Origin of the sequence: Arthrobacter sp. NicSoilB4 (assembly GCF_019977335.1) — a bacterium.
GTDB lineage: Bacteria > Actinomycetota > Actinomycetes > Actinomycetales > Micrococcaceae > Arthrobacter.
This window is the reverse complement of the sequence record NZ_AP024653.1, coordinates 3,881,460-3,903,733: the sequence shown is the minus strand read 5'-3', so window position 1 is coordinate 3,903,733 and position 22,274 is coordinate 3,881,460. Positions and strand designations below refer to the sequence as shown.

Here is a 22,274-nt window from a genome sequence, read left to right as displayed (position 1 = left end):
CGGCCGGGGCTGCGTCGCGGGCGAGGACATAAACGCGGATCGGGATGCCACAAGTGCCCGGCGGGCGGGAACGGTACGACGGCGGGCGGCCACCCGGAGGTGACCGCCCGCTGCCGAGCGCCGCAAGGGCGCCGGGAAATTCCTTAGGCCAGGACGCTGAGCCTGGAGCCGCTGCGGCCGAACAGGGCCTTGTCCACGGAGACCTTTCCTGCGCCGACGAGAGCCACGGCCAGGGCGGCGGCGGCAAGGATCAGCACCAGTTCGTAGCCGCCCGTTTCGGCATAGATTCCCGCCGGGGCATGGACCAGGAACAGGGCGCCGAGCATGTTCACGGCGAGCAGGGCGGCGAACACGCGGGTGAGCACGCCGAGGATCAGCGCGACACCGCCGACGAGTTCCAGCGTGGCGATGACCGGGGCGGCGACGTTGGCGGCCGGCACACCCATCTGGGCGAAGGCGGCCTGGGTGCCGGCAATGGTGAACTCATTGAATTTCTGCCAGCCGTGGGCGGCGAAGAGGAATCCCGCGACGATACGCAGCAGGGTGCGGGCCGAGGTGGTGAGTGTGGACTGGTTCATGGGGGATGCCGTTCTGATGTAGGAAGGCGGCGGGGCGACCGCCACGGATTTAGTTGAAGATTCAACTTCCAGTGTTCCGGGGTGCACTTGAAAAGTCAACTAATGCGAAGCCGTGCGACGCCGGAAGTGCCGTTAGGGTGGTTCCGTGCCTGCCTCTGCCCCGACTCCCGACACACTGCCGTCCTCGGCGGGCCGGCGGCGGGAGATCCTGCGCCTCGCGGTCCCGGCCTTCGGTGCGCTGATCGCCGAACCGCTGTTCCTCCTCGCGGATGCGGCCATCGTCGGACACCTCGGCGTGGCCCAGCTTGCCGGTGTCGGACTCGCGTCGGCGGTGCTGCATACGGTCGTGGGCCTGATGGTGTTCCTCGCCTACTCCACCACTCCGGCCGTGGCGCGTGCGGTCGGCAACGGCCAGCTGGCCCGGGCCCTTGCGGCCGGGCGGGACGGCATCTGGCTGGCCCTTCTCCTCGGCATCGTCCTGGCCGCCGCCGGCTTCCTTGCCGCCGAACCACTCGTTGACCTGATGGGCGCCGGCGCAGAAGTGCGGATCTTCGCGGTGGAGTACCTGCGCTGGTCGATGCCCGGACTCGTGGCGATGCTGCTCATTTTCGCGGGCACCGGCGTGCTGCGGGGGCTGCAGGACACGCGCACCCCGCTCCTGGTGGCAGCAGCCGGTTTCACGTTGAACGTCGCGCTCAATCTCTTTCTGGTCTACGGGCTGCAGTGGTCCGTCGCCGGTTCGGCGATCGGCACCAGCATCGCCCAATGGGCCATGGCCCTGGTCTACGTGGTGATGGTCCAGCGAAACGCCCGCAACCACGGCGTGTCCCTTCTGCCCGATTGGCGGGGCGTCCGTGCCCTGACCAAAGTGGGCTCGTGGCTGATGCTGCGGACGCTCAGCCTGCGCATCGCGATCCTCGCCACGGTGGTGGTGGCCACGGCCCAGGGGTCGGTCAACCTGGCCGCCCACCAGCTTGCAATGACAGTCTTCACCCTCTTGGCGTTCGCCCTGGACGCCCTCGCGATTGCGGCGCAGGCGATGATCGGCAAGGAGCTCGGGGCGTCCCGCCCGTCTGCGGCGCGGGACCTCACCGGGACCATGGTCCGCTGGGGTCTCGCCCTCGGTGTGCTCACGGGAATCCTGCTGGCCGCCGCGGCGCCGTGGGCGGGACTGCTCTTCACCTCCGACGCCGACGTCCAGGCCGCGCTCACGCTGGCGTTGTGGGTGCTCGCCGCCGGCCAGCCGATCGCCGGCTATGTGTTCGTCCTCGACGGCGTCCTGATCGGGGCGGGCGACGCGAAATACCTGGCGATTGCCGGCGTCGTGAATCTCGCCGTGTACCTGCCGCTGCTGCTGGCCGTCGGACAGTCCGGGGCCGCCGGCGGCGCGGGCCTGCTCTGGCTGTGGGCGGCGTTCTCGCTGGGCTATATGGCGGCCAGGGCTGTCACCCTGGGACTCCGGGCCCGCACGGACCGGTGGATGGTCCTCGGTCTGCAGTGACGCACTAAACTGGACGGGTGACTCTCCATGCAGCCCCTGACGCATCCGCCGCCCTGCCCGCCGCGGCGGATCTTTGGAAACCGGTGCTGGTCCGGGCCGCCGTCGCGCTCGTCTTCGGTGCGCTGACCGTGTTCTGGGCTGCGCCGTCACCGGCGGGCATGGGCTGGGCGGGCGGTCTCTACCTGCTGGCCACCGGTGTAGTGCTGCTCTGGAGCGTAAATCGGACCGGGCTCCGGGCCGGGTCCGCGCCGAGCAAGATCCTTGCCGCTGCGGGTGCCGTGCTGACGGGGACCGGCGCCGCGGCCGCGCTCATCCCAAGCAGCCTCGTCTTCGGTGTACTTGCAGCCCTGGGCCTTGGCCTTGCAGGCGCAGCAGAGCTCTATCTCGGCATCACCCACCGCGGCCGGTCCGGGCTCGCGCGGGATTGGATGGCCTCCGGTGCCGTCGCGCTGGGTACCGCGGCCCTGCTGCCGTTCTTCATCGACCTCGGCCCGCACGCGCTTCTCGGGGTCGCCGGCGGCGGCGCCATCATCAGCGGAGTGCTCTGGATGCTTGCCGGCCTGACCTTGCGGCACGATGCGCGGGCCGATTCCGCGGAGGCCGTAAACTAGTAGGGACAGGTTCTACCTTGCGTAGAACGATTGCGGTATCACAACTGCCACGCCTGCCGGCGTCGGCTGCAGGAGGAAAGCACCTTGGCACAACAGAAATCAGGAGAATCGCGCAAGATGCGGACCTCGGTCAAGGGGCCGCTCATGTTCTCCGCTTTCTGGGCTGTACTGGCTTTCATTGCCACGCTCATTTTCGCCTCCGGCGGCACCGCCAAGACTCCCCGCTTTGACCTGGCGTTCATTGCCGCAGGCATCGCCTTCATCGTGATTCTGGTGGTGCTGGCCATGCTTGCGATGGGACACAAGCCCAACGCCGAGCATCTCGGCAAGGGATCCGGGGTCAACCTGAGTTCCAGGAACTCCGGCCACGGCGGCCATCCGGCCCAGACCCGCGCGGCAGCCGACGCCCCCGAGGCCGGCCCCGACAGCAGCAGCCCCCGCGACACCACGGGCGGCCCCCGCTAGCAACCGCGGCGCGCCGTCATCCCGGCGCAACCCTGGACCCGACTCCTGGGCTCCGGGCTCAGCTCGCCGCTTTCCGGGCCCGGTACGCTGCCACGTGGGCGCGGTTGGCGCAGTTCCCGGTGTCGCAGTAGCGCCTGGAGCGGTTCCGGCTGAGGTCCAGCACCACGGCGTTGCAGTCTTCTGCGGCGCACACCAGCATGCGGTCCATTTCCTTGCTGCGGATGACGTCCACCAGGGCCATCGCGGCCTCCGTGCTCATCCGGTCCGCCAGCGGCGCGTCCGGCGTGGTGGCGTGCACATGCCAGTCCCATTGATCGTGTTTGACCAGCTGGGGGAGTGCCCGCGCCTCCCGCAGCAGCCGGTTCAGCGTGTCCACTGCGGCGGATTCGTCCGCGATCCAGAGGGCGGCAAGCTCCCTGCGGAGGCGGTGCACGCCGGCCAGTTCGGCCGCGTCCCGGGTCCGTGAGCCGCCGAATCCCTCGGCCGCCAGGAACCGGTCCAGGTCCTGCGTCGTGGCGAGTTGGTCGTCCCCGTTGGCTGCGGAGTTAATCAGGTTGACGACGGACCGCAGGGCCACTTCTGTGTCAGGGGCAAAAAGCATCTTGACTCCTTACGTGGGCGTGGCGTACTGTCATGAGCATACCCCTACTTTACTCCTGACAGGAGGCAGCCGTGTCTGCCGCACGCCGCATCGCCGAAGCACCGGCCACGACGAATTCCGGAAAGCCCGACGCCGGAAAGCCTTACGCCGCAAAGCCCGGCGCGGCATCAGGATTCCTGGCTTCAGGCCTGGGGGTTGCGTTGTTTTCCTCGGCAGTTTTCGGCCTCTCCGGCTCCTTCGCCAAGGCGCTGCTGGAGACCGGCTGGACGCCCGGCGCTGCCGTCACCGCGCGCCTCACGGGGGCCGCGCTCATCCTGGCCATTCCCGCCATCGTGGCGCTGCGCGGACGCTGGCACCAGCTCAGGGACAACTGGATCACGATCCTGCTCTTCGGATTCATCGGTGTCGCGGCATGCCAGCTGTTCTATTTCAACGCGGTGTCCAGGCTGTCTGTCGGGGTCGCCCTGCTGCTGGAATACCTTGCCCCCGTCATCATTGTGCTGTGGCTCTGGGCCGCCAGCCGCAGGCGTCCGCGGCCCCTGACGATCGCCGGAACACTCCTGTCACTGGGCGGGCTCGTGCTTGTCCTCGACCTCACCGGAGCCGTCAAGATCGACGTCGTCGGCGTGCTGTGGGGAATAGCGGCCGCCGTCTGCTTGGCCATCTATTTCTTCATCACGGCCAAGGAAAACGACACCCTCCCGCCGATCGTCCTTGCCTCCGGCGGCCTTGTGGTCGGTGCCGTCACCATGTGGCTCGCCGCCGCAACCGGCCTGCTGCCGATGGCCTTCAGCGCCGCTGACACGCGCCTCGGCCCGTGGGTTACGCCCTGGTGGGTGGCCTTGGGCGGACTCATCGTGCTGGCCACGGTGCTCGCCTACGTTTCCGGAATTGTGGCGGCGCGGGCGCTCGGTTCCAAGGTGGCCTCCTTTGTCTCGCTGACAGAGGTGCTGTTCGCCGTCATCTGGGCGTGGCTGCTGCTGGGTGAGTTGCCCGGACCCATCCAGCTGCTGGGCGGGCTGCTGATTGTCGGAGGCGTCGTGCTGGTGCGGCTGGACGAACTCCGCACACCGTCCGGCGCCGGTGCCGAGGCGATGCCGGCAGCGCTCGACCACGCGAACGACGTCGAACCCGTCCCGTAAGCGGGTCCGACACAAAACCGGCCCGGACGCTGCTGCGTCCGGGCCGGTTCAATGTCTGCGGGCTTCCTGCCTAGCGGGAAGCGCTTTCCTGTTCGGTGGCGTTGCGGCTGGCCTGCTTGCCGGCCTCCTGCAGCGCCTGGGAAACCTTCGCCAGGGCGGCAACGTGCTGGCCGTTCCACTCGCTGCGGAACTTGTCGGCGTCCGGGCCCTTCCAGTCGGTGCCCTCGAGCACCTTGGTCAGCAGCGACTTCTGCTTGTCGATCTCTGACGAACCCGCCTGCAGCTTGGTCCCGAGAGTCTTGAGCTGAGCAATGTCTGCACCCCAAATAGCCATTCGAAAATCTCCTCAAGTGATAGAAAACGGACCCGGACCCTGCCGGCGTCCCCCTCGGATCCCGGCTGCTCCGGGAGATCCAGTGCCCCCAAACTATCCTGCCGTCCGAAAAGTGTCGATGGGGAGCCCTCCCCATGCCCTCGATCCCGGACGCAAGGACCCCTAGCATGGAGATATGTGCCGAAACATCCGGACCCTTCACAATTTTGAGCCCCATGCCACCTCCGCCGAAGTGGAAGCCGCGGCGCTGCAATACGTGCGCAAGATCAGCGGCAGCACCAAGCCGTCCAAGGCCAACGAAGAAGCCTTCAACCGTGCCGTGCGGGAGATCGCCCACGCCACCGAGCACCTGCTCGACGCGCTGGTGACGCATGCCCCGGCCAAGGACCGCGGGGAGGAAGCTGCCAAGGCCAAAGCCCGGGCTGCCGTCCGCTTCGGCGCGGCCTGAGGGCATCCCGCGGAGAACGCCTACTTGCCGAAGCTGCGCAGCCGCAGCGAGTTGGCCACCACCAGCACGGAGCTTGCGGCCATCGCCGCGCCGGCGATCATCGGGTTGAGCAGCCCCAGGGCGGCCACCGGGATCCCGACCGCGTTGTAAAAAAAGGCCCAGAAGAGGTTCGTTTTGATGGTCGCCAGGGTCCGGCGGGACAGCTCGATGGCCTGGGCGACCTGCCCCAGGTCGTTGCCCATGACCGTCAGGTCGGCAGCCTCGATCGCCACATCAGTGCCGGATCCCATCGCGATGCCGAGGTCGGCCTGCGCCAGCGCCGCGGCGTCGTTCACGCCGTCGCCGGCCATGGCGACAGTGGCGCCGGCGGCCTGCAGCTTCCTCACGGCCTCGACCTTTCCCTCCGGCAGCACCCCGGCGAACACGTCCTCCGGATCGATGCCGACGACGGCGGCCACCTGCGCGGCCACCGCGGCGTTGTCCCCGGTCAGGAGGATCGGCCGGAGCCCGAGCCCGCGGAGCCGTGAGATCGCGGCCGCGGAGCCGGGCTTGACCGTGTCGCGCAGGCTGATTACGCCGGCCGGCTCCCCGTCGACGGCGAGCCAGACCGCGGTGGCACCCGAGCTTTCGGCCTGGCCGAAGGCTTCCAGCTGCGCCGGAGCGGGGACGATGCCGTTCGCCTGCAGCCAGCCCGTGCGGCCGGCCGTGACCAGCCGGCCCTCGACGGTTCCCTGGACTCCGCCGCCTGGCGCGGAGCGGAAGTCGACGACGGCGGGCAGTGCGCCGGCGTCGTTGCCACGGCGTGCCGCCGACAGTGCTGCAGCTGCGACTGCGCGGGCGATCGGGTGCTCAGAGGCGTCCTCCACCGCTCCCGCCAGCCGCAGGACCTCCGCCGGGGTGACGGCCCCGAACGCCGCGGTGCCGTCCACGTCGAGGTGGCCGGTGGTTACGGTCCCGGTCTTGTCCAGCAGGATGGTGTCAACGGTCCGGGTGTCCTCGAGGACCTGCGGGCCCTTGATCAGGATGCCCAGCTGCGCGCCCCGGCCGGTTCCGGTGAGCAGCCCCACCGGCGTGGCCAGGCCCAGGGCGCAGGGGCAGGCGATGACCAGCACGGCGACGGCGGCAGTGAACGCGGCCCGAAGTTCGGCGTCGCTGATGACCGGTCCGGCCGCCAGCAGCCAGGCGCCGAACGTCAGCACTGCGATGGCCAGGACCACGGGGACGAACACCGAGCTGATCCGGTCCGCGAGGCGGGCAATTGGCGCCTTGCCGGTCTGCGCCTGGGCGACCAGCCGGCCCATCTGCGCCAGGGTCGTTTCAGCGCCGACGCGGGTGGCCCGCACCAGCAGCCGGCCGGAAGTGTTGATGGTGGCGCCCGTGACCGGGCTGTCCGGGCCGACTTCCACCGGCACGGATTCGCCCGTGACCAGCGAGGCGTCGACGGCGGACGAGCCTTCGACGACGACGCCGTCGGTCGCGATTTTCTCGCCGGGGCGGACCACAATGACGTCACCCACGGCCAGCTGTTCGGCCGGCAGCTTTTGCTCCCGGCCGTCCCTGAGAACCGTGGCATCCTTCGCGCCCAGGTTCAGCAGGGCCTTGAGGGCGTCTCCGGACTTCTGTTTGGCGCTGGCCTCCAGGTACCGGCCCAGGAGCAGGAACGTGGTGACGACGGCGGCAACCTCGAAGTAGAGCCCTCCCGAACCCATCCCCTCCATGCTGTCCATACCCTGCGGGTGGTCAGTCATCCGCGGGTCCGCCAAAAGCTGCCATGCCGAGAAGCTGTAGGCCGCGGTCACGCCGATGGAGACGAGCGTGTCCATCGTGGAGGCGAAGTGCCGGGCGTTGATGGCGGCGGCCCGGTGGAACGGCCACGCGGCCCAGCTGACTACGGGCAGGGCCAGAAGCCCCGCCACCCAGCCCCAGCCGGCGAACTGGAAGGCCGGGAACATCGAAATCAGGAACACCGGAATGGTGAGAATGGCCGCGACGATCAGGCGCGGGCGGAGCCTGGCTGCCGGGTGGGTTGCAGTGTCGCCGCTGCGCGCGGCCGGTCCGCCATGCTCGGCATGCTCGCTCGTGCCTCGCTTAGTCGCATGCTGCCGCATGCCGGCACCGTCCGCGCGCGTGGGATGCGCACCTCGCCCGGTGTTAACCGGCGCCCCGCTGGGCGCTGGACTTGCCGAACCCCCGGTACCGTCGCCGCGTTCGATGGGTTCACTCGCCGTGTCCGGGTACCGGGGGGTGCGGATTGTGGCCTTGTAGCCGGCTGCCGCTACCGTCGCGGTGATTTGGGTGTCCGTGATGGCTTCGGGGACTGTGACCCGGGCCGATTCCAGGGGCAGGTTGACGGTGGCTGTGACGCCGTCGAGCTTTCCGAGCTTGCGCTCGACGCGGCTGACGCAGGAGGCGCAGGTCATGCCGTCGATGTCGAGCTCAATGACCCGGGTTCCCGGTTGGTCCAGCAGCTGCTCTGTACTCACGGTGTTCCCTGTCTGTTCTGGTGCTGTGCGCCTGTCCGCTGCGCGGGGGCGGTCCGGCGGGTGGTGGTCAGGCCTCGTTGGCCACGACCAGGTAGCCCGCTTCGGCGACGGCTTCGCCAATTTCTGACGTGGACAGGGCGTCGGTCGACGTGATGGTGACGGTGGAAATGCCGCCGGAGTTGAGGTCGACGTCGACCTTCTCGACTCCGGCGAGGGTCTCAAGCTCTTCGCTGACGGAGGACACACAGTGGCCGCAGGTCATGCCGGAAACGTTGACGGTGGTGGAAACGGTGCTCATGGCTTGCTCCTGGTGGGTGGACGGCTGGTTCATCAGCCTGATCGTATGGTGAGTGGTGTTGCCGCTACCGCAGCAGGCGCCCGATGGCATCGGTTGCCTCCTTGACCTTGAAATCGATGGCCTCGGCCCGCAGCGCCGCATCCGGTTCGGAGGCGGCCCCGACGACGCAGTGGCCGATGTGCTCTTCCACCAGTCCGAGGCTGACTGCGTGCAGGGCCTTGGTGACGGCGGCGACCTGAGTGAGGATGTCGATGCAGTATTTGTCCTCGTCAACCATCCGGGCGATGCCACGCACCTGACCCTCGATCCGTTTGAGGCGCAGGAGGTAGGCCTCCTTGTGTGGTGAGTAGCCGTGCTGCGGATGCGGTCCGGCATCGGCGGACTCCATCACGGGGACCGGGGCTTCAGGCTCGTTCATAGGCCCAACATATACCCCATGGGGGTATACGGCAAGTACCCTGCCGGGGTATCGGTGTCTGGCGTCGCGGGTGAAGGTCCGGGCACAAAAAAGCTCCGGAGTGCGTTATTGGGGGATACGCACTCCGGAGCAGTCTTTGGGCAGACCGTCGATCTCTGGCCTACGGATTTAAGCTTACTTGGCAGTAGCCAGGGAAAGCCAGCACCTCGAATAACTACTTTCGCTTTATTTTCCGGGCCCTGCCGCTGGGCCCGGCGGCGCGTCGAAGGACAGTTGGGCGGCATGGAAATCGAAGTGCGCCACGGGGTAGGCGTAGACGTCGGCCAGCGTCATGGTCTCCTTGAAGAACGGGTCCCAGCGGGTCGGGAAGTACATCCGCCTGCCCAGTCCCGATTCCGCCTCCCGGTGCAGCCGCCGTTCCAGCGCCGAGGTCTGCCGGCGCAGCCTGGCTGCCATCCGCCGTCGGTTGAATATCAGGGCTCCTCCTTTGGACCCCCAGTAGTTGACCGCGTCGAACGGTGCCGTTCCGGCATTGAGGAGCCACGCGAAACCGCGATTGATCGATACCGGCAGCCGCCCGAAGATCCGTACCAGCGGAAGCAGGGCCAGCACCACGGTGTAGCCGAACACCATGTGGTACAGGAGCTCCTCGTTGTTCCAGCGGGTGCCCGCGCTGCGGCGCCGCAATGCCTCGGGTGATGCGGCCGCCAGGGCGGCTTCGAGCTCTGCGCAATTGCGCCGGTAGCCGGCGACGACGGCGGCCCGGTCAAGGGGGCCGGGCGCGGCACCCCGGCCGGCTGACTGGTCAGGAATCATGTTTTTGTCCGGTGGTGGACTGGCGCGCGGACTGGAACGATCAGGATTGGACGGTCCTGGTGGTGGCTGAGCCACGCCGCCACCGAACCGTTGAGGGCAGCGGAAATGCGGTGGCCAAGGCCAGGTTCGGGTGTGCCCACGACGATCATCGCGGCACCGACCTCCCCGGCCAGCCTGCCCAGGGCACGGGCGGGGTCCCCGGCCAGTAGCTGGAGGGTCCAGTCGATGCCAAGGGGACTGCAGGTCGAAGCGATGCTGTGCCGCAGCTCCTGGGTCACGGCCCTTATTTCGGCGTTGTCGGTCTCGGGATGGAGGGACAGCCGGTGCGCGGACCGCGCCGGATCCCACTCCACAAGATAGCTCGCCTCATCCACGTAGGCGCAGATCAGCCGGGTGGCGAGAGTCTTTGCGAGTGCGCTCGCAACCTGCAGCACTTCCGGGCTCTGTCCCGGAAGCACGCCGGCCACGAGAGGTGGCGCACCAGGCGTGCTTTCGTCGGACATACTCAATTGTGTTCCCGTCGCCGCGGGCTGAACAGGGACTTACTCCCCGGCCCGGGTTCATCGCCGGAAGATACATCGACGCCTGTCAATGTTGGTGCATAATTGACGTATGACAGCACTCCAGATTGTTGAGCCAGCGGCGGCGGACGCCTGCTGCGCGCCGTCGGGGCTGCCCGTGCTGGGCGCGGAAGAGGCGCAGGGCAGGGCCCAGCTGTTCAAGGCCCTCGCCGATCCGAATCGGCTGCGGCTATTGTCCATCGTCAAGGCGTCCGACGGCGGGGAGGCCTGCGTCTGCGACCTTACCGAGCCGCTGGACCTCGGGCAGCCCACGGTTTCCCACCACCTCAAGATCCTCGTCGACGCCGGCCTGCTGCACCGCGAAAAGCGCGGCACCTGGGCCTACTACTCGCTCGTGCCCGGCGCACTTGAGCGGACCGCAGGCCTGCTGTCGGATCTGTAGCCGGCCAGAGCCGGGCGGCTCTTGAACCCCTCTGGTGCGGGGCCTAACGTTGAAGAACTGACGAAAGGGTGACCGCCGTGGAAATCTTCATGTGGTGGCTGGATCTGGATCTGGCGAGCAAGGAGTGGCTGCGGGAAAACCTGCGCGCCGCCGAGCTGCCGCTGCCTGTGCTGCAGGGCATCGCCGAAGCCGGCGGCCCCCATCCGGATGACGTTGCCGGCGTGCTGACCGACGCCGACTGGGACTTCATCGAGACGCAGTCCGAATTCGTGGACTGACCCCGCCCCCGGGCGCCAATAGGCCGGAAAAACCATTGCGGCGATCTCCCCGGGATGGTTGCATGGGGGGCATGGCTACCGCAGAGAGTTACGTCCTGGCGATCGGCACCAAGAAAGGTCTCTGGCTGGCGACGAGCCCGGACCGCAAAGACTGGTCCCTTTCCGGCCCACATTTCCTGATGAGCGAAGTCCCCAGCATCGGCATCGACACCCGCTCCGGCCGGACCCGGATCCTGGTCGGCGTCCGTTCCGAGCATTGGGGTCCCACGGTCTTCCACTCCGATGACCTGGGCGAGACGTGGAGTGAACCAGAAGAGGGCGCCATCCGCTTCCCCGAGGGCACTGACGCCGCCTTGGAGCGCGTCTGGCAGATCCACCCCGACGCCGAGTCCCGCCCCGGCGTCGTCTGGGCCGGCTGCGAGCCGATCTCGGTCTGGAAATCCACCGACGGCGGAGAACACTTCGAACTCAACCGCGGCCTCTGGGACCACCCCCACCGCGGCGAATGGGGGGCCGGCTACGGCGGCGCCGCCGCGCACTCGATCGTCGTCGACCACACCGGGGAGAAGGTCCATGTCGCCATGAGCACCGGCGGCGTCTACCGCTCGCTCGACGGCGGCACCTCCTGGGAGCCGCGCAACAAGGGAATCTCGGCCTACTTCATGCCCGACCCCAACCCGGAATTCGGCCAGTGCGTGCACAAGATCGCGGCCGATGCTGCGGTCGACGGCCGCCTATACGCGCAGAACCACCACGGCGTCTACCGGAGTGACGACGACGCCGAGAACTGGGAATCGATCGCTGAAGGCCTGCCGGCGGACTTCGGCTTCGTGATGCTCACGCATCCCCGCCGGGCCGGCACCGCCTGGGTGATCCCGCTCAAAGCCGACGGCGAAAGGATCCCGCCGGAGGGCAAACTGGCCGTCCACCGGACCGACGACGCCGGCGCGAGCTGGAAGCGCCTGGACGACGGACTGCCCGAAGCCGAATTCAACTCCGTGCTCCGGGACGCCGCCTGCGTCGACGCCGCAGAGCCGGCCGGCGTGTACTTCGGCACCCGCGGCGGCAGCGTCTACGCCAGCGCCGACGAGGGAGAACACTTCACCGAGGTGGCCTCCCACCTGCCGGACGTACTGTGCGTGCGCGCGTCCGCCGTGTCCGCGGCCCTCGTGCCCGCTTCTTTGGCACCCGGCGTCACCGTGAATGCCTGAGCCCCGTGGCAGGGGTCAGTGTGGTTTTGCCCAGTGTGCTCCAGCCGCTCGCCGGCGGGCAGTCCTTCCTGACTGCGCCCGCAGAAACGGCGGTGACGGTGGAGGGGGTGCTGGACCTGGTGACCGGGGAGTACCCGGCGCTGTCGAGGCGGTTGCGGGATGAGACAGGGGCGATCCGACGCTACGTGAATATATACGTCAACGGGAATGAGATCCGTCGCCTGCAGGGCCTGGCCACCGAGGTTTCCCCCGGCGGGGAGGTTCTGATCATCCAGTCCGTCGCGGGAGGCTAGCCGCCTCAGGCGACCCGCCAGAGGCTGCATTCGTCCGTGTTGATGGCTTTCCGGGTGCCGGACTGCCGGTCCATGATCCATACAACGCCGATCCCGGGCGCGGTTTCCTGGACGCTGCCGCGGCGGATCACGACGTCGTCGTAGTTCGGGCCGACCTTCAGCCGCGCCTCGATCTCGTCGCCGCGGTGCAGCTGATCCAGGGCACGGATGCGGGTCACATGGGCTTTGGCTTCCTTCAACATGGCGGGGACCTCCTGGACTGGAGAGTGGTGCCTGCTCTTGCCGGCACTTCCAGTGTCCTGCGCCAATGTTGCCGCTGCGTTTCGGCCCGGTAAGGGGTGCGTAAGCGTTCGGCGCCGCGGCCGTTACCGGCGGCCGCCGTCCGGGAAGCCCGTCCGGGCGTCCAACTCTTACGTCAGGGCTGGGAGTCTCACGGGATGTGGCGCTCACCCGGCCGCTGGACCCGGAACCAGCGGTGGCCGTAGCGGCCCAGCTCCAGCTTGAAACCGCCGTCGTCCGCCAGTTCAATATCCTCACCGGCCAGCAGGTCCCGCAGGTAAGCGCCCTCGAACCCGGCCTCCGGATTCCCGGCCGCGGCCAGGCTCGCCGACACCGAGGCCGGCTCCGCCCCGAAATTGTGGGCCAGGACCACCGTGGAGCCGGCCCAGGAGCACTTGTGCAGGAGCACCTTCGAGGCAGGGTGCTTGATGAGTTCGAAGTCGCCCCATCCCAGTTCGGGACTCTCCCGGTAGCGCTGGATCAGGGTGGCCATGAAGTTCCACAGCGACTCCGGATCCCTCTTCGCCGCGGCCGCGTTGATGTTCTTCGGCCCGAAGTAGCCGTCCACGACCTGTGCCACCAGGTCCTTCGCCGGAGCCGTGGAAAACCCGCCGTTCTCGGTGTCGTTCCACTGCATGGGGGACCGCACGGCCGAGCGCCCCTTCGCCGAGAGGTCCTCGCCCATGCCGATCTCCTCGCCATAGAACAGCACGGGGGTTCCGGGCAGCGCGAACATCAGCGAGTAGACCATCCGGATCCGTGCGGGGTCGCCGTTAAGCATGGTGGGCAGCCGGCGGCGCAGGCCCCGGCCGTACATCTGCATGTCCTCGTCCGGTCCGAAGGCGGCAAAAACCTCCTCGCGCTCGGCATCGCTGAGTTTGTCCAGGGTCAATTCGTCGTGGTTGCGGACAAACATGGCCCACTGGTTGTCCGGGTGGATCTTGGGGCGGGAGCCGAGCGACTTGGCCAGCGGCCGGGCATCTTCGCGGGCCAGGGACAAATACAGGTTCTGCATGGACAGGAAGTCGAACTGCATGTTGAGTTCGTTTCCTTCCGCCCCGCCGAAGTACTTCAGCTGCTCTTTGTACGGGACGTTGACCTCGCCCAGCAGCAGGCCGCTGCCGTTGCGGCGGTTCAGGAAGCTCCGGAGTGCGCTGAGGTAGTCGTGCGGATCGACTTTGGCCGCGTCTTCCACGGACGTGCCCTGCAGCTCCAGGAAGAACGGGACCGCGTCGAGCCGGAATCCGTCCAGTCCCAGCTGCAGCCAGAACCCCATGGACTTGGCGATCTCGTCCCGCACCAACGGGTTCGCCACGTTCAGGTCCGGCTGGTGCTTCGCGAACATGTGCAGGTACCACTCGCCGGTGGCTTTGTCCTGGGTCCAGATCGACGTCTCCTCACCGGGAAACACCACCTGCTCCGAGGTGTCCGGGGGAGTGTCTTTGCGCCAGACGTAGTAGTCGCGGAACGGGTTGTCCACCGACTTGCGGGACTCCACGAACCAGGGGTGCTTGTCAGAAGTGTGGTTGAGGACGAAGTCCGCGATCACCCGCATCCCCCGGTCTTTGGCGGTCCGGATGAACTCGACGACGTCGCCCAGGTTTCCCAGCCGCCGGTCCACGCCGTACAGGTCTGTGACGTCGTAGCCGTCGTCCCGGTCCGGCGTGGGGTAGAACGGCATCAGCCAGATGCAGGTCACGCCCAGGGCGGCAAGATAGTCCACACGCTGGATCAGGCCGCCGAAGTCTCCGGTGCCGTCGCCGTCGTCGTCGAAGAAGGTCTCCGGGTCCAGGCAGTAGATGACGGCGTTCTTCCACCAGAGGTCCGAGGTCTCGGCGATTCTCACGGCAGGACCTCCGTGTCCTGCCGCGGGTTCCCGGACCCGCGGAGCTGGGGAAGGACGTGTTCGGCGAAAGCCCGGATGAATGGCGCCTGTTCCTGCCCGACATAATGCAGATACAACTCATCGAAGCCCAGGTCGGCGTATTCGGCCAGCCACTGCGCGTGCTGTCCGGTGTCCGCGGAGATGTTCACGACGCTCCGGACCTGCTCCTCGCCGACGCCGGCGCTGACGCCGTCGAAGTGTGCCGCCGTCGGGAGATCCCAGGGGATGGGCGGGGCAAAGACGTTGCTGCGCCACTGGTCCATGGCAACCGCGACGGCGTCCCGCTCCGTCGGCGCCCAGGACAGGTGGACCTGCAGCACGGCGTTGCCCCGGCCGCCGGCGCCGCGGTAGGCGGCGAGCAGATCCCTCAGCTTGGCGTGCGGCTGGTTCACCGTGACCAGCCCGTCCGCCCACGCGGCTCCGCGGCGCGCCGTTTCCACACTTACGGCCGGCGCGATCAGCGGCGGCTTGATCTCCGGCACATCCCAGATCCTGGCCTGCTGGACCGTGACCAGGCCGGCCCGGGTCACCTCCTTGCCGTCGTGGAGTTCGCGGATGATCTGCACCGCTTCCTCGAGTCGCAGCTGGCGGGTTGCCTTGTCCGGCCAGGCGTCCCCGGTGACGTGTTCGTTCATGTACTCGCCGCTGCCCGGCGCCAGCCAGAACCGGCCGGGGAACATGTCCGCCAGTGTGGCCGAAGCGTGCGCGATGATGGCCGGGTGGTAGCGCTGGCCCGGCGCCGTCACGACGCCGAAGCGCAGCTTGGTGGTGGCAAGCGCGGCCCCCAGCCAAGACCAGGCGAAGCCGGAATGGCCCTGCCGGGCGGACCAGGGCTCGATGTGGTCCGAGCACATGGCGGCGTCGAAGCCCGCCTGCTCCGCCAGCTGAACGTCCTCCAGCAGCCGGCCGGGGCTGATTTGTTCGTGCGACGCGTGGAAACCAAAGGTAGCCATCGTCCATGTCTACCGTCGTGTCCGCCGGTTGTCGAGGAAATGGGCCGCCGGTCTTCCCCTGCCCGCCCTCTGGCGGGCGGCGTGGCGGGGGACCAGAATGGGGCCTATGCAACTGCCCCTGATGCCCCCGATCGCGCCCATGCTGGCGAAGGCCGTGACGTCCCTGCCCGAGGGCGACGTGATGTTCGAGCCGAAATGGGACGGGTTCCGGTCCATCATCTTTCGCGACGGCGGGGACGTGGAAATCGGCAGCCGCAATGGCAAACCCCTGACCCGTTATTTCCCTGAACTGGTTGAGGCGCTGAAGGCCAACCTCCCGCCACGGTGCGTGCTCGACGGCGAGATCATCCTGGTCGGCGCCACCGGCGACCGTCTCGACTTCGACGCGCTGCAGCAGCGGATCCATCCCGCGGCGAGCAGGGTCCGGCTGCTGGCCGAACAGACCCCGGCGCGGTTCGTCGCGTTCGATCTGCTGGCGCTCGACGACGAGGACCTCACCGGGCGTCCCTTCGCCGAGCGGCGCGGGGAGTTGGAACGCGTGCTCGCCGGGAGTTCTGCGCCGATCCACCTCACCGCCGCGACCCGCGACAGGGGAACGGCCGAGGAGTGGTTCCACCAGTTCGAGGGGGCCGGCCTCGACGGGATCGTGGCCAAGCCGCTGGACGGGCAATACCTGCCGGACAAGCGCTCCATGTTCAAGGTCAAGCACGAACGCACCGCGGACTGTGTCCTCGCGGGGTACCGGGTGCACACCTCCGGACCGGACCGGATCGGTTCACTGCTGCTTGGCCTTTATGACGACGGCGGCACACTCGCCAGCGTGGGTGTGGTGGGGGCCTTCCCGCTGCAGCGCCGCAAGGAACTCTTCGAGGAACTCCAGCCGCTCGTGACCAGCTTCGAGGAGCACCCCTGGGCCTGGGCCCGGCAGGAGGAGGGGACCCGGACGCCGCGTAATGCCCAGGGCAGTCGGTGGAGCGGGGGCAAGGACCTCTCCTTCATCCCGCTCCGGCCGGAACGTGTGGTGGAAGTGAAGTACGACCACATGGAAGGCGAGCGGTTCCGCCACACGACGCAGTTTGTTCGGTGGCGCCCCGACCGGGACCCGCGTTCCTGCACCTACGGGCAGCTCGAAGAACCAGTCAAGTACGACCTGGGCGCGGTGCTGGCTACCCGCAAAGCCTGAAGCCCGGCCGGTCCTGTGGACACGCCGGGCTTCAGGAGGTGCGGCCCAGAGCAACCGGGCAGGAGCGCTGGACGCGGCTATTTGGCGCCGAGCTGCTTGGTGGGAATCTTGAAGGATTCCTTGGCGGTCAGGGCCGAGACAGCCGAGATCAGGCAGATGACGGCGGTGAAGATGCTGATCTGGACCCAGCCGCCGGGTTTGGTGCCTCCCATGGCTGCGACGATCGCCGGGGCGAAGCCTGCCATCAGGAAGCCGAGCTGGGTGCCGATGGCCAGGCCGGAGAAGCGGACCTTTGTGCTGAACATTTCGGCGTAGAAGGAGGGCCAGACGGAGTTGGCGGCCGCGTAGCCGAAGGAGAAGAAGCCGATGGCGGCCAGGAACATCAGCGGGACGCTGCCGGACTCGAGGCTGAGGAGGAACACCGGCGTCAGGATGGCGCTGGCGACGGCGCCGTAGATGAAGACAGGCTTGCGGCCGATCCGGTCCGCGAGCATGCCGAAGAGCGGCTGGGTGCCGAGGGCCAGGAAGTTCGCGCCGACGACGAGCCAGAGGGTGGTGGTGCCATCCACGCCGGCGACGTTCTTGGCGTAGGCGATGGCGAGCGTGCCGAACACTGTCGAGACGGCGGCGATGAAGGCGCAGGCGACCACGCGCAGGACATCGCGCCAGTGGTGCTTGAGCAGGTCCGCGACGGGGAGCTTGGAGATCTGGGCGTTCTTTTGGGCTTCCTCGAAGGCCGGCGGCTCGTGCAGCGTGCGGCGGATGAAGAACGCCACAATCACCACGACGGCGCTGAGCCAGAACGGGATGCGCCAGCCGATGCCGTACTTGATCTCGTCCGGAAGGGCCAGCACGGGGATAAAGACGAGGGCCGCGAGAATCTGGCCGCCCTGTGTCCCGGTGAGCGTCCAGGAGGTGAAGAACGCGCGGCGGTTGTCCGGGGCGTGTTCCAGTGTCATGGACGAGGCGCCGGCCTGCTCGCCGGCGGCGGAAAGGCCCTGGCAGAGTCGTGCCAGCACCAGCAGGGCGGGGGCCCACCAGCCGATGGTGTTGAAGTCCGGCAGGCAGCCGATCGCGAACGTCGAGGCGCCCATCAGCAGGAGGGTGAACATCAGGACCTTGCGCCGGCCCACCCGGTCACCGAAGTGGCCCAGAATGACCGCGCCGACCGGACGGGCGACGTAAGCGAAGCCGAAGGTCGCGAAGGACATGATCGCCGCGTTTGCGCCGGCGTCGGGGAAGAAGACCGTGGGGAAGATCAGCGCGGCGGCGGATCCGAAGATAAAGAAGTCGTAGTACTCGACGGCGCTGCCCAGGAAGCTGGCGAGGGCTGCCTTCTTCGGCGTCCCTGCGGGGGCGTCAGTGCCCGGAGTCGTAGACGGGAGTGTCTGGCTCATGGTGTTCCTTTGTGTGACGACATTGTCGCGGATGGATCAGGAAGGTCTCAGCCGCCGCAGGCTTTAAGTGTGTGGCAGCGGAAGGTTCGTGGAAAGACCCGGACGAGTAGCCACATGGTGGGAGCTACTTGTGCGATGTAGCAATCATGACTGTGAGGACGATCACTTGTCAACAAAAATAATCACCATCTAGAAATAGCTCTCACCATGTGAGAGCATTGAGCCATGAGTGTGAATCAAGACACAGCTGCCGCCGAAGCCGCAGACGCCCCGCCAGTCCCCGCAGCCAAGGGCACAACGACTCCCGGGAGGGATTCGAAGAATGAGCCCAAGGGGGATTCCCGGACGGACATGGTCGGCAAGGCCCTGGGCCTGCTGGTCCTGCTGGGTGACGAACCGCGGGGCGCGAGTGCCGCCGAGCTCTCCCGCCGGGCCGAGCTTCCCTTCAGCACCACTTACCGCCTCCTGGGATCCCTGACCCGGGACGGCTTCGTGGACTACGAGCCGGACGGGCGCCGCTACCACCTTGGCCTGCGCATTTTTCAGCTCGGGCAGCGCGTATCCAACCACCACGGATTCGCCGGCACGGCCCTGCCGATCCTGCGGCGCGTCACGGAGGAAACGGGGGAGGCCACCATCCTTTCCGTGCGGGACGGAAACCACCACCTCACCGTCAACAAGGTGGACGGCCCGCAAACGTTCCGCGTCACGAGCGACCCCGGGCACCTGGGCGCGCTTCACACCACCTCCGTCGGCAAGGCGCTCGTGGCCTTCGCCGATGACGCGACCCGCAGCCAGCTGGTGGACGGGCTTGCGCTGGAGCCGCTGACCGAGTTTTCGATCACGGACCGGGAGGCCTTCCGGGCCGAGATCGAGCTGGTCCGCAAACGCGGCTTCGCCGTGATGGATCAGGAAAACGAGCTGGGCATGCGGGCCGTCGCCGTCCCGGTGTTCAACGCCCAGGGGCACGCCTTCGCCTCGCTGGCCACCGCTGTCCCGGTCTTCAGGATGAGTGTCGAGGCCCTTGTGGCCCTGGTTCCGCTGCTCCAGTCGGCGGCGGCCGAGCTTTCTGCGCGGCTGCCGCAGCAGTGAGTGTGCCGTGAACTCCATCCATTTGTTCGCTAGTAGAACAACAGTGCAATATACGAACAATTGCGGTAATGTAATTCCCAACACCCGGTCCGCCGCCGGCGCCAAGCGCCTCTCCGCCCGCCGAGTGCCGTTGTCAAAGGAGCTATACGGATGAGCAATCGAGCAGAGTCCTTCCTCGTGGGCCTGATAGGCGATGGCGTAATGCCGTCCCTCACGCCCCCCATGCACGAACGCGAAGGCGATGTGCAGGGCCTCCGGTACCTCTACCGCCCCATCGACCTCACCGAACTCGGGCTTCCCGGCCAGAGCGTCGGCGAACTCCTGACCGGTGCCTACCGCCTGGGCTTCAACGGGCTGAACATCACGCACCCGTGCAAGCAGCTGGTCCTGGAACACCTGGACGAGGTCACCCCCGACGCCCGGCGGCTCGGCGCGGTGAATACGGTGACCATCAGGGATGGCCGCTTCATCGGGCACAACACCGATTTCTCCGGGTTCGCCGCCGCCCTCGCCTCCGGCCTGCCGGGAGCCAGTCTGAACCGCGTGGTGCAGCTGGGTGCCGGTGGTGCCGGCTCCGCCGTCGCCTACGCCCTGCTGACCGCCGGCGTCCGTGAACTTGACCTGGTGGACACCGATCCCGCCCGCTGCGCGGCACGCGCCGCCGAACTTGCCGGATTCTTCCCGGACCAGCTGGTCACTGCGCGGTCGACTGCGGAGCTCCCGCAACTGATGCCGCTGGCCGACGGCCTGGTGCACTGCACCCCGGTGGGCATGGCAGCCCACCCCGGCGTGCCGCTGGACATGTCCCTCGTAACACCCCGGCACTGGGTCGCGGACATTGTGTACCGGCCGATCGAGACCGAACTGGTCCGTGAAGCCCGCGCCAAGGGCTGCGATGTGCTCGACGGCGGCCGGATGGCCGTGGGCCAGGCGGCCGATGCCTTCCGGATCTTCACCGGACGCGAGGCCGACGCGGACCGGATGCGCGCCCACTTCCTGGAACTGGTCGCCTCGGAAGAGGTGGCCGCCTGATGCGCACCGGGATCGCCACCGTCTGCCTCTCCGGCACGCTGCGGGAGAAAATGCAGGCCTGCGCCACCGCGGGCTTCGACGGGATCGAAATCTTCGAACAGGACCTCGTCACCTCCCCGCTGAGCCCCGAGGACGTCCGGAAGATGGCCGCGGACCTGGGCCTGAGCCTGGATCTGTACCAGCCATTCCGCGATTTCGACAGTGTGCCCGCGGACGTGCTCGCCGCCAACCTGCGCCGCGCGGACGCCAAGTTCCGGCTCATGTCCCGGCTCGGCATGGACACCATCCTGGTCTGCTCCAACGTGGCCACCGCCAGCATCGATGACGACGGGCTCCGGGCCGAACAGCTCGCCGCCCTCGCCGCCCTCGCTCAGGACCACGGCGTCAAAGTGGCCTACGAGGCGCTGGCCTGGGGCAAGTACGTCAGCGATTACGAGCACGCCCACCGGCTGGTCGCAGCGGTGGACCACCCCAATCTGGGCACCTGCCTGGACTCGTTCCACATCCTCTCCCGCGACTGGGACACCGCCCCGATCGAAGCCTTCACCCCGGAAAAGATCTTCTTCGTCCAGGTGGCCGACGCCCCGAAGCTCTCCATGGACGTGCTGTCCTGGAGCCGGCACTACCGGGTGTTCCCGGGCGAGGGCGAGTTTTCCCTGGCAAAGTTCCTCGGCCACGTGGTCCGGGCCGGCTACACCGGACCGGTGTCACTGGAGGTCTTCAACGACGTCTTCCGCCAGTCCGACGTCGAACGCACCGCCGTGGATGCCATGCGGTCGCTGATCTGGCTCGAGGAACAGGGCGCCAAGTGGCTGGACGCGAATCCGGCCGCGGAAACCGTCGCTTCCGGTGCTGCGGCAGGCCGCCGCCGGTACCCGATGGAGCTGGCCACGCTTCCGCAGGTGGCGGAGCCCGCCGGCTTCAACTTCGCCGAGGTCGGGGCCGCGGACACCGCAGGCGTGGAAACACTCCTGGGCCAGCTGGGCTTCTCGTTCAACGGGCGCCACCGGACCAAGAACGTGCAATTGTGGACCATGGGCCACGCCCGCGTGATCATCAACGAGGACTCCGCCCGGGAGTCCCGCAACTCCGGGGCCGCGACGGCTCCCGCGATTTCCGCCCTCGGCTTCGACGTCGATTCCCCCGTGGTTGCCGCGGCCCGGGCCCAGCAGCTCAAGGCGCCGGCCGTGCCGCGCAAGAGCCAGGCCGACGAGGAAATCTTCCAGGGCTTCGCTGCACCGGATTCCACCGAGATCTTCCTGTGCCAGGGCAGCCCCGACGGCACCGCCGTGTGGACCCGCGAATTCGGCGAAGGACTCGACGCCGCCGCCGGCCGGGCAGGGGTGCAGAGCGCAGTGATCGACCATGTCAACCTCGCCCAGCCCTGGCAGCACTTCGACGAAGCCGTGCTCTTCTACACCAGCGCCCTTGCCCTGGAACCCCAGCCGTATGCGGAAGTCGCCAGCCCTACCGGCCTGGTCCGGTCCCAGGTGATGGCCACCCGTGACCGCGGTGTCCGCCTTGTGCTGAACCTGGCCCCGCTGGTCCAGCGCGAAGGCACGTTCCCGGACGCGCCCGCAGGCACGGGCCTTGTGGAAAGCAGCCAGCGCCGCACCTACCAGGAACACATCGCCTTCGCGGTGGATGACCTCGTGGCGACGGCCCGCGCCGCGAAGGCACGGGGCCTTGATTTCCTCCAGATCCCGGCGAACTACTACGAGGACCTCGACGCCCGGTTCGGCCTGGACCCGGCCTTCCTGGCGACTCTCCGGGAGCTCAACCTCCTCTACGACCGCGACGCCGACGGCGAGTTCCTGCACTTCTATACCGCCACCGTGGGCAGCGTGTTCTTCGAAATGGTCGAGCGCCGCGGGGCGTACGACGGCTACGGGGCGCCCAACGCCCCGGTGCGGCACGCCGTCCAGTACGACCACCTGCACCAGCTGAACCCCACCCCCTGACTCCCTGACCGACCCGGCAACACCAACACCCAACGAAAGGAGGCTGCTGTGC

At 67.9% G+C, this 22,274-nt stretch carries 25 protein-coding genes; 13 read left to right on the top strand and 12 right to left on the bottom strand.

Annotated elements, in window-relative coordinates:
* Positions 1-143 precede the first annotated feature (143 nt).
* Positions 144-578, bottom strand: a complete 435-nt coding sequence (locus LDO13_RS17950; protein WP_224048008.1) for a DoxX family protein — start codon at positions 576-578, stop codon at positions 144-146.
* 145 nt (positions 579-723) lie between these two features.
* Here LDO13_RS17950 and LDO13_RS17945 point away from each other — a divergent pair, with 145 nt between their 5' ends.
* The 3 genes from LDO13_RS17945 (at position 724) to LDO13_RS17935 (ending at position 3,155) form a co-directional block, all read left to right on the top strand.
* Positions 724-2,079: an MATE family efflux transporter gene (locus LDO13_RS17945; protein WP_224048007.1), complete on the top strand. Its 1,356-nt coding sequence runs from the start codon at positions 724-726 to the stop codon at positions 2,077-2,079.
* Positions 2,080-2,096: 17 nt separating this feature from the next.
* Positions 2,097-2,690: a hypothetical protein gene (locus tag LDO13_RS17940; protein WP_224048006.1), complete on the top strand. Its 594-nt coding sequence runs from the start codon at positions 2,097-2,099 to the stop codon at positions 2,688-2,690.
* A gap of 84 nt (positions 2,691-2,774) precedes the next feature.
* Positions 2,775-3,155, top strand: a complete 381-nt coding sequence (locus LDO13_RS17935) for a hypothetical protein (protein ID WP_224048005.1) — start codon at positions 2,775-2,777, stop codon at positions 3,153-3,155.
* A 58-nt stretch (positions 3,156-3,213) separates the two neighbouring features.
* On the opposite strand, the gene LDO13_RS17930 is transcribed toward LDO13_RS17935, so the two are convergent.
* Entirely contained in the window at positions 3,214-3,756 is a 543-nt protein-coding gene (locus LDO13_RS17930) for a CGNR zinc finger domain-containing protein (RefSeq protein WP_224048004.1), read from the bottom strand.
* Positions 3,757-3,932: 176 nt separating this feature from the next.
* On the opposite strand from LDO13_RS17930, the gene LDO13_RS17925 reads away from it, so the two are divergent.
* Entirely contained in the window at positions 3,933-4,898 is a 966-nt protein-coding gene (locus LDO13_RS17925; protein WP_224049838.1) for an EamA family transporter, read from the top strand.
* Between the two features lie 70 nt (positions 4,899-4,968).
* On the opposite strand, the gene LDO13_RS17920 is transcribed toward LDO13_RS17925, so the two are convergent.
* Entirely contained in the window at positions 4,969-5,232 is a 264-nt protein-coding gene (locus tag LDO13_RS17920; protein ID WP_056432770.1) for a hypothetical protein, read from the bottom strand.
* A gap of 175 nt (positions 5,233-5,407) precedes the next feature.
* Here LDO13_RS17920 and LDO13_RS17915 point away from each other — a divergent pair, with 175 nt between their 5' ends.
* Complete coding sequence (locus tag LDO13_RS17915) at positions 5,408-5,680, top strand: DUF2277 domain-containing protein (protein ID WP_224048003.1); 273 nt, start codon at positions 5,408-5,410, stop codon at positions 5,678-5,680.
* Positions 5,681-5,700: 20 nt separating this feature from the next.
* Here the strand turns inward: LDO13_RS17915 and LDO13_RS17910 are convergent, their stop codons facing one another.
* The 5 genes from LDO13_RS17910 to LDO13_RS17890 all read right to left on the bottom strand — a co-directional run bounded on the left by LDO13_RS17910 (position 5,701) and on the right by LDO13_RS17890 (position 10,198).
* Positions 5,701-8,163, bottom strand: coding sequence for a heavy metal translocating P-type ATPase (locus LDO13_RS17910; RefSeq protein ID WP_224048002.1), 2,463 nt, complete (start codon positions 8,161-8,163; stop codon positions 5,701-5,703).
* Positions 8,164-8,230: 67 nt separating this feature from the next.
* Positions 8,231-8,461, bottom strand: coding sequence for a cation transporter (locus LDO13_RS17905; protein WP_224048001.1), 231 nt, complete (start codon positions 8,459-8,461; stop codon positions 8,231-8,233).
* A 64-nt stretch (positions 8,462-8,525) separates the two neighbouring features.
* Positions 8,526-8,849: a metal-sensitive transcriptional regulator gene (locus tag LDO13_RS17900; RefSeq protein WP_224049837.1), complete on the bottom strand. Its 324-nt coding sequence runs from the start codon at positions 8,847-8,849 to the stop codon at positions 8,526-8,528.
* Positions 8,850-9,104: 255 nt separating this feature from the next.
* A complete protein-coding gene (locus LDO13_RS17895) occupies positions 9,105-9,695 on the bottom strand; it encodes a DinB family protein (protein ID WP_224048000.1) in 591 nt (196 codons plus the stop codon).
* Positions 9,692-10,198 (bottom strand): universal stress protein, encoded by a 507-nt coding sequence (locus LDO13_RS17890; protein ID WP_224047999.1) that lies wholly within the window; start codon positions 10,196-10,198, stop codon positions 9,692-9,694. The genes LDO13_RS17895 and LDO13_RS17890 overlap by 4 nt, the downstream gene beginning before the upstream one ends.
* 109 nt (positions 10,199-10,307) lie before the next feature.
* Here LDO13_RS17890 and LDO13_RS17885 point away from each other — a divergent pair, with 109 nt between their 5' ends.
* The 4 genes from LDO13_RS17885 to LDO13_RS17870 all read left to right on the top strand — a co-directional run bounded on the left by LDO13_RS17885 (position 10,308) and on the right by LDO13_RS17870 (position 12,440).
* Complete coding sequence (locus LDO13_RS17885) at positions 10,308-10,658, top strand: metalloregulator ArsR/SmtB family transcription factor (RefSeq protein ID WP_224047998.1); 351 nt, start codon at positions 10,308-10,310, stop codon at positions 10,656-10,658.
* Between the two features lie 77 nt (positions 10,659-10,735).
* Positions 10,736-10,936, top strand: a complete 201-nt coding sequence (locus tag LDO13_RS17880; RefSeq protein WP_224047997.1) for a hypothetical protein — start codon at positions 10,736-10,738, stop codon at positions 10,934-10,936.
* Positions 10,937-10,998: 62 nt separating this feature from the next.
* Positions 10,999-12,147: an exo-alpha-sialidase gene (locus tag LDO13_RS17875; RefSeq protein ID WP_224047996.1), complete on the top strand. Its 1,149-nt coding sequence runs from the start codon at positions 10,999-11,001 to the stop codon at positions 12,145-12,147.
* Between the two features lie 5 nt (positions 12,148-12,152).
* Complete coding sequence (locus LDO13_RS17870) at positions 12,153-12,440, top strand: MoaD/ThiS family protein (RefSeq protein ID WP_224047995.1); 288 nt, start codon at positions 12,153-12,155, stop codon at positions 12,438-12,440.
* A gap of 5 nt (positions 12,441-12,445) precedes the next feature.
* Here LDO13_RS17870 and LDO13_RS17865 read toward each other — a convergent pair whose 3' ends face one another.
* From LDO13_RS17865 to LDO13_RS17855, 3 genes are all read right to left on the bottom strand, one after another.
* Entirely contained in the window at positions 12,446-12,682 is a 237-nt protein-coding gene (locus LDO13_RS17865) for a hypothetical protein (protein WP_224047994.1), read from the bottom strand.
* Positions 12,683-12,870: 188 nt separating this feature from the next.
* A complete protein-coding gene (locus LDO13_RS17860) occupies positions 12,871-14,565 on the bottom strand; it encodes an alpha-amylase family protein (protein WP_224047993.1) in 1,695 nt (564 codons plus the stop codon).
* Positions 14,562-15,557, bottom strand: a complete 996-nt coding sequence (locus tag LDO13_RS17855; protein ID WP_224047992.1) for a TIGR03885 family FMN-dependent LLM class oxidoreductase — start codon at positions 15,555-15,557, stop codon at positions 14,562-14,564. Before LDO13_RS17855 ends, LDO13_RS17860 begins: the two co-directional genes overlap by 4 nt.
* Positions 15,558-15,663: 106 nt before the next feature.
* Between LDO13_RS17855 and LDO13_RS17850 the strand changes: the two genes are divergently transcribed.
* Positions 15,664-16,740, top strand: a complete 1,077-nt coding sequence (locus tag LDO13_RS17850; protein ID WP_224047991.1) for an ATP-dependent DNA ligase — start codon at positions 15,664-15,666, stop codon at positions 16,738-16,740.
* 77 nt (positions 16,741-16,817) lie between these two features.
* Here the strand turns inward: LDO13_RS17850 and LDO13_RS17845 are convergent, their stop codons facing one another.
* Positions 16,818-18,137, bottom strand: a complete 1,320-nt coding sequence (locus LDO13_RS17845) for an MFS transporter (RefSeq protein ID WP_224047990.1) — start codon at positions 18,135-18,137, stop codon at positions 16,818-16,820.
* A gap of 225 nt (positions 18,138-18,362) precedes the next feature.
* On the opposite strand from LDO13_RS17845, the gene LDO13_RS17840 reads away from it, so the two are divergent.
* The 3 genes from LDO13_RS17840 (at position 18,363) to LDO13_RS17830 (ending at position 22,222) form a co-directional block, all read left to right on the top strand.
* Positions 18,363-19,229, top strand: a complete 867-nt coding sequence (locus LDO13_RS17840; RefSeq protein ID WP_224047989.1) for an IclR family transcriptional regulator — start codon at positions 18,363-18,365, stop codon at positions 19,227-19,229.
* A gap of 150 nt (positions 19,230-19,379) precedes the next feature.
* Positions 19,380-20,261, top strand: a complete 882-nt coding sequence (locus tag LDO13_RS17835) for a shikimate dehydrogenase (RefSeq protein ID WP_224047988.1) — start codon at positions 19,380-19,382, stop codon at positions 20,259-20,261.
* Positions 20,261-22,222 carry a sugar phosphate isomerase/epimerase and 4-hydroxyphenylpyruvate domain-containing protein gene (locus tag LDO13_RS17830; protein WP_224047987.1) on the top strand — a complete coding sequence of 654 codons (1,962 nt, stop codon included), beginning with the start codon at positions 20,261-20,263 and terminating at the stop codon, positions 22,220-22,222. Before LDO13_RS17835 ends, LDO13_RS17830 begins: the two co-directional genes overlap by 1 nt.
* Positions 22,223-22,274 lie beyond the last annotated feature (52 nt).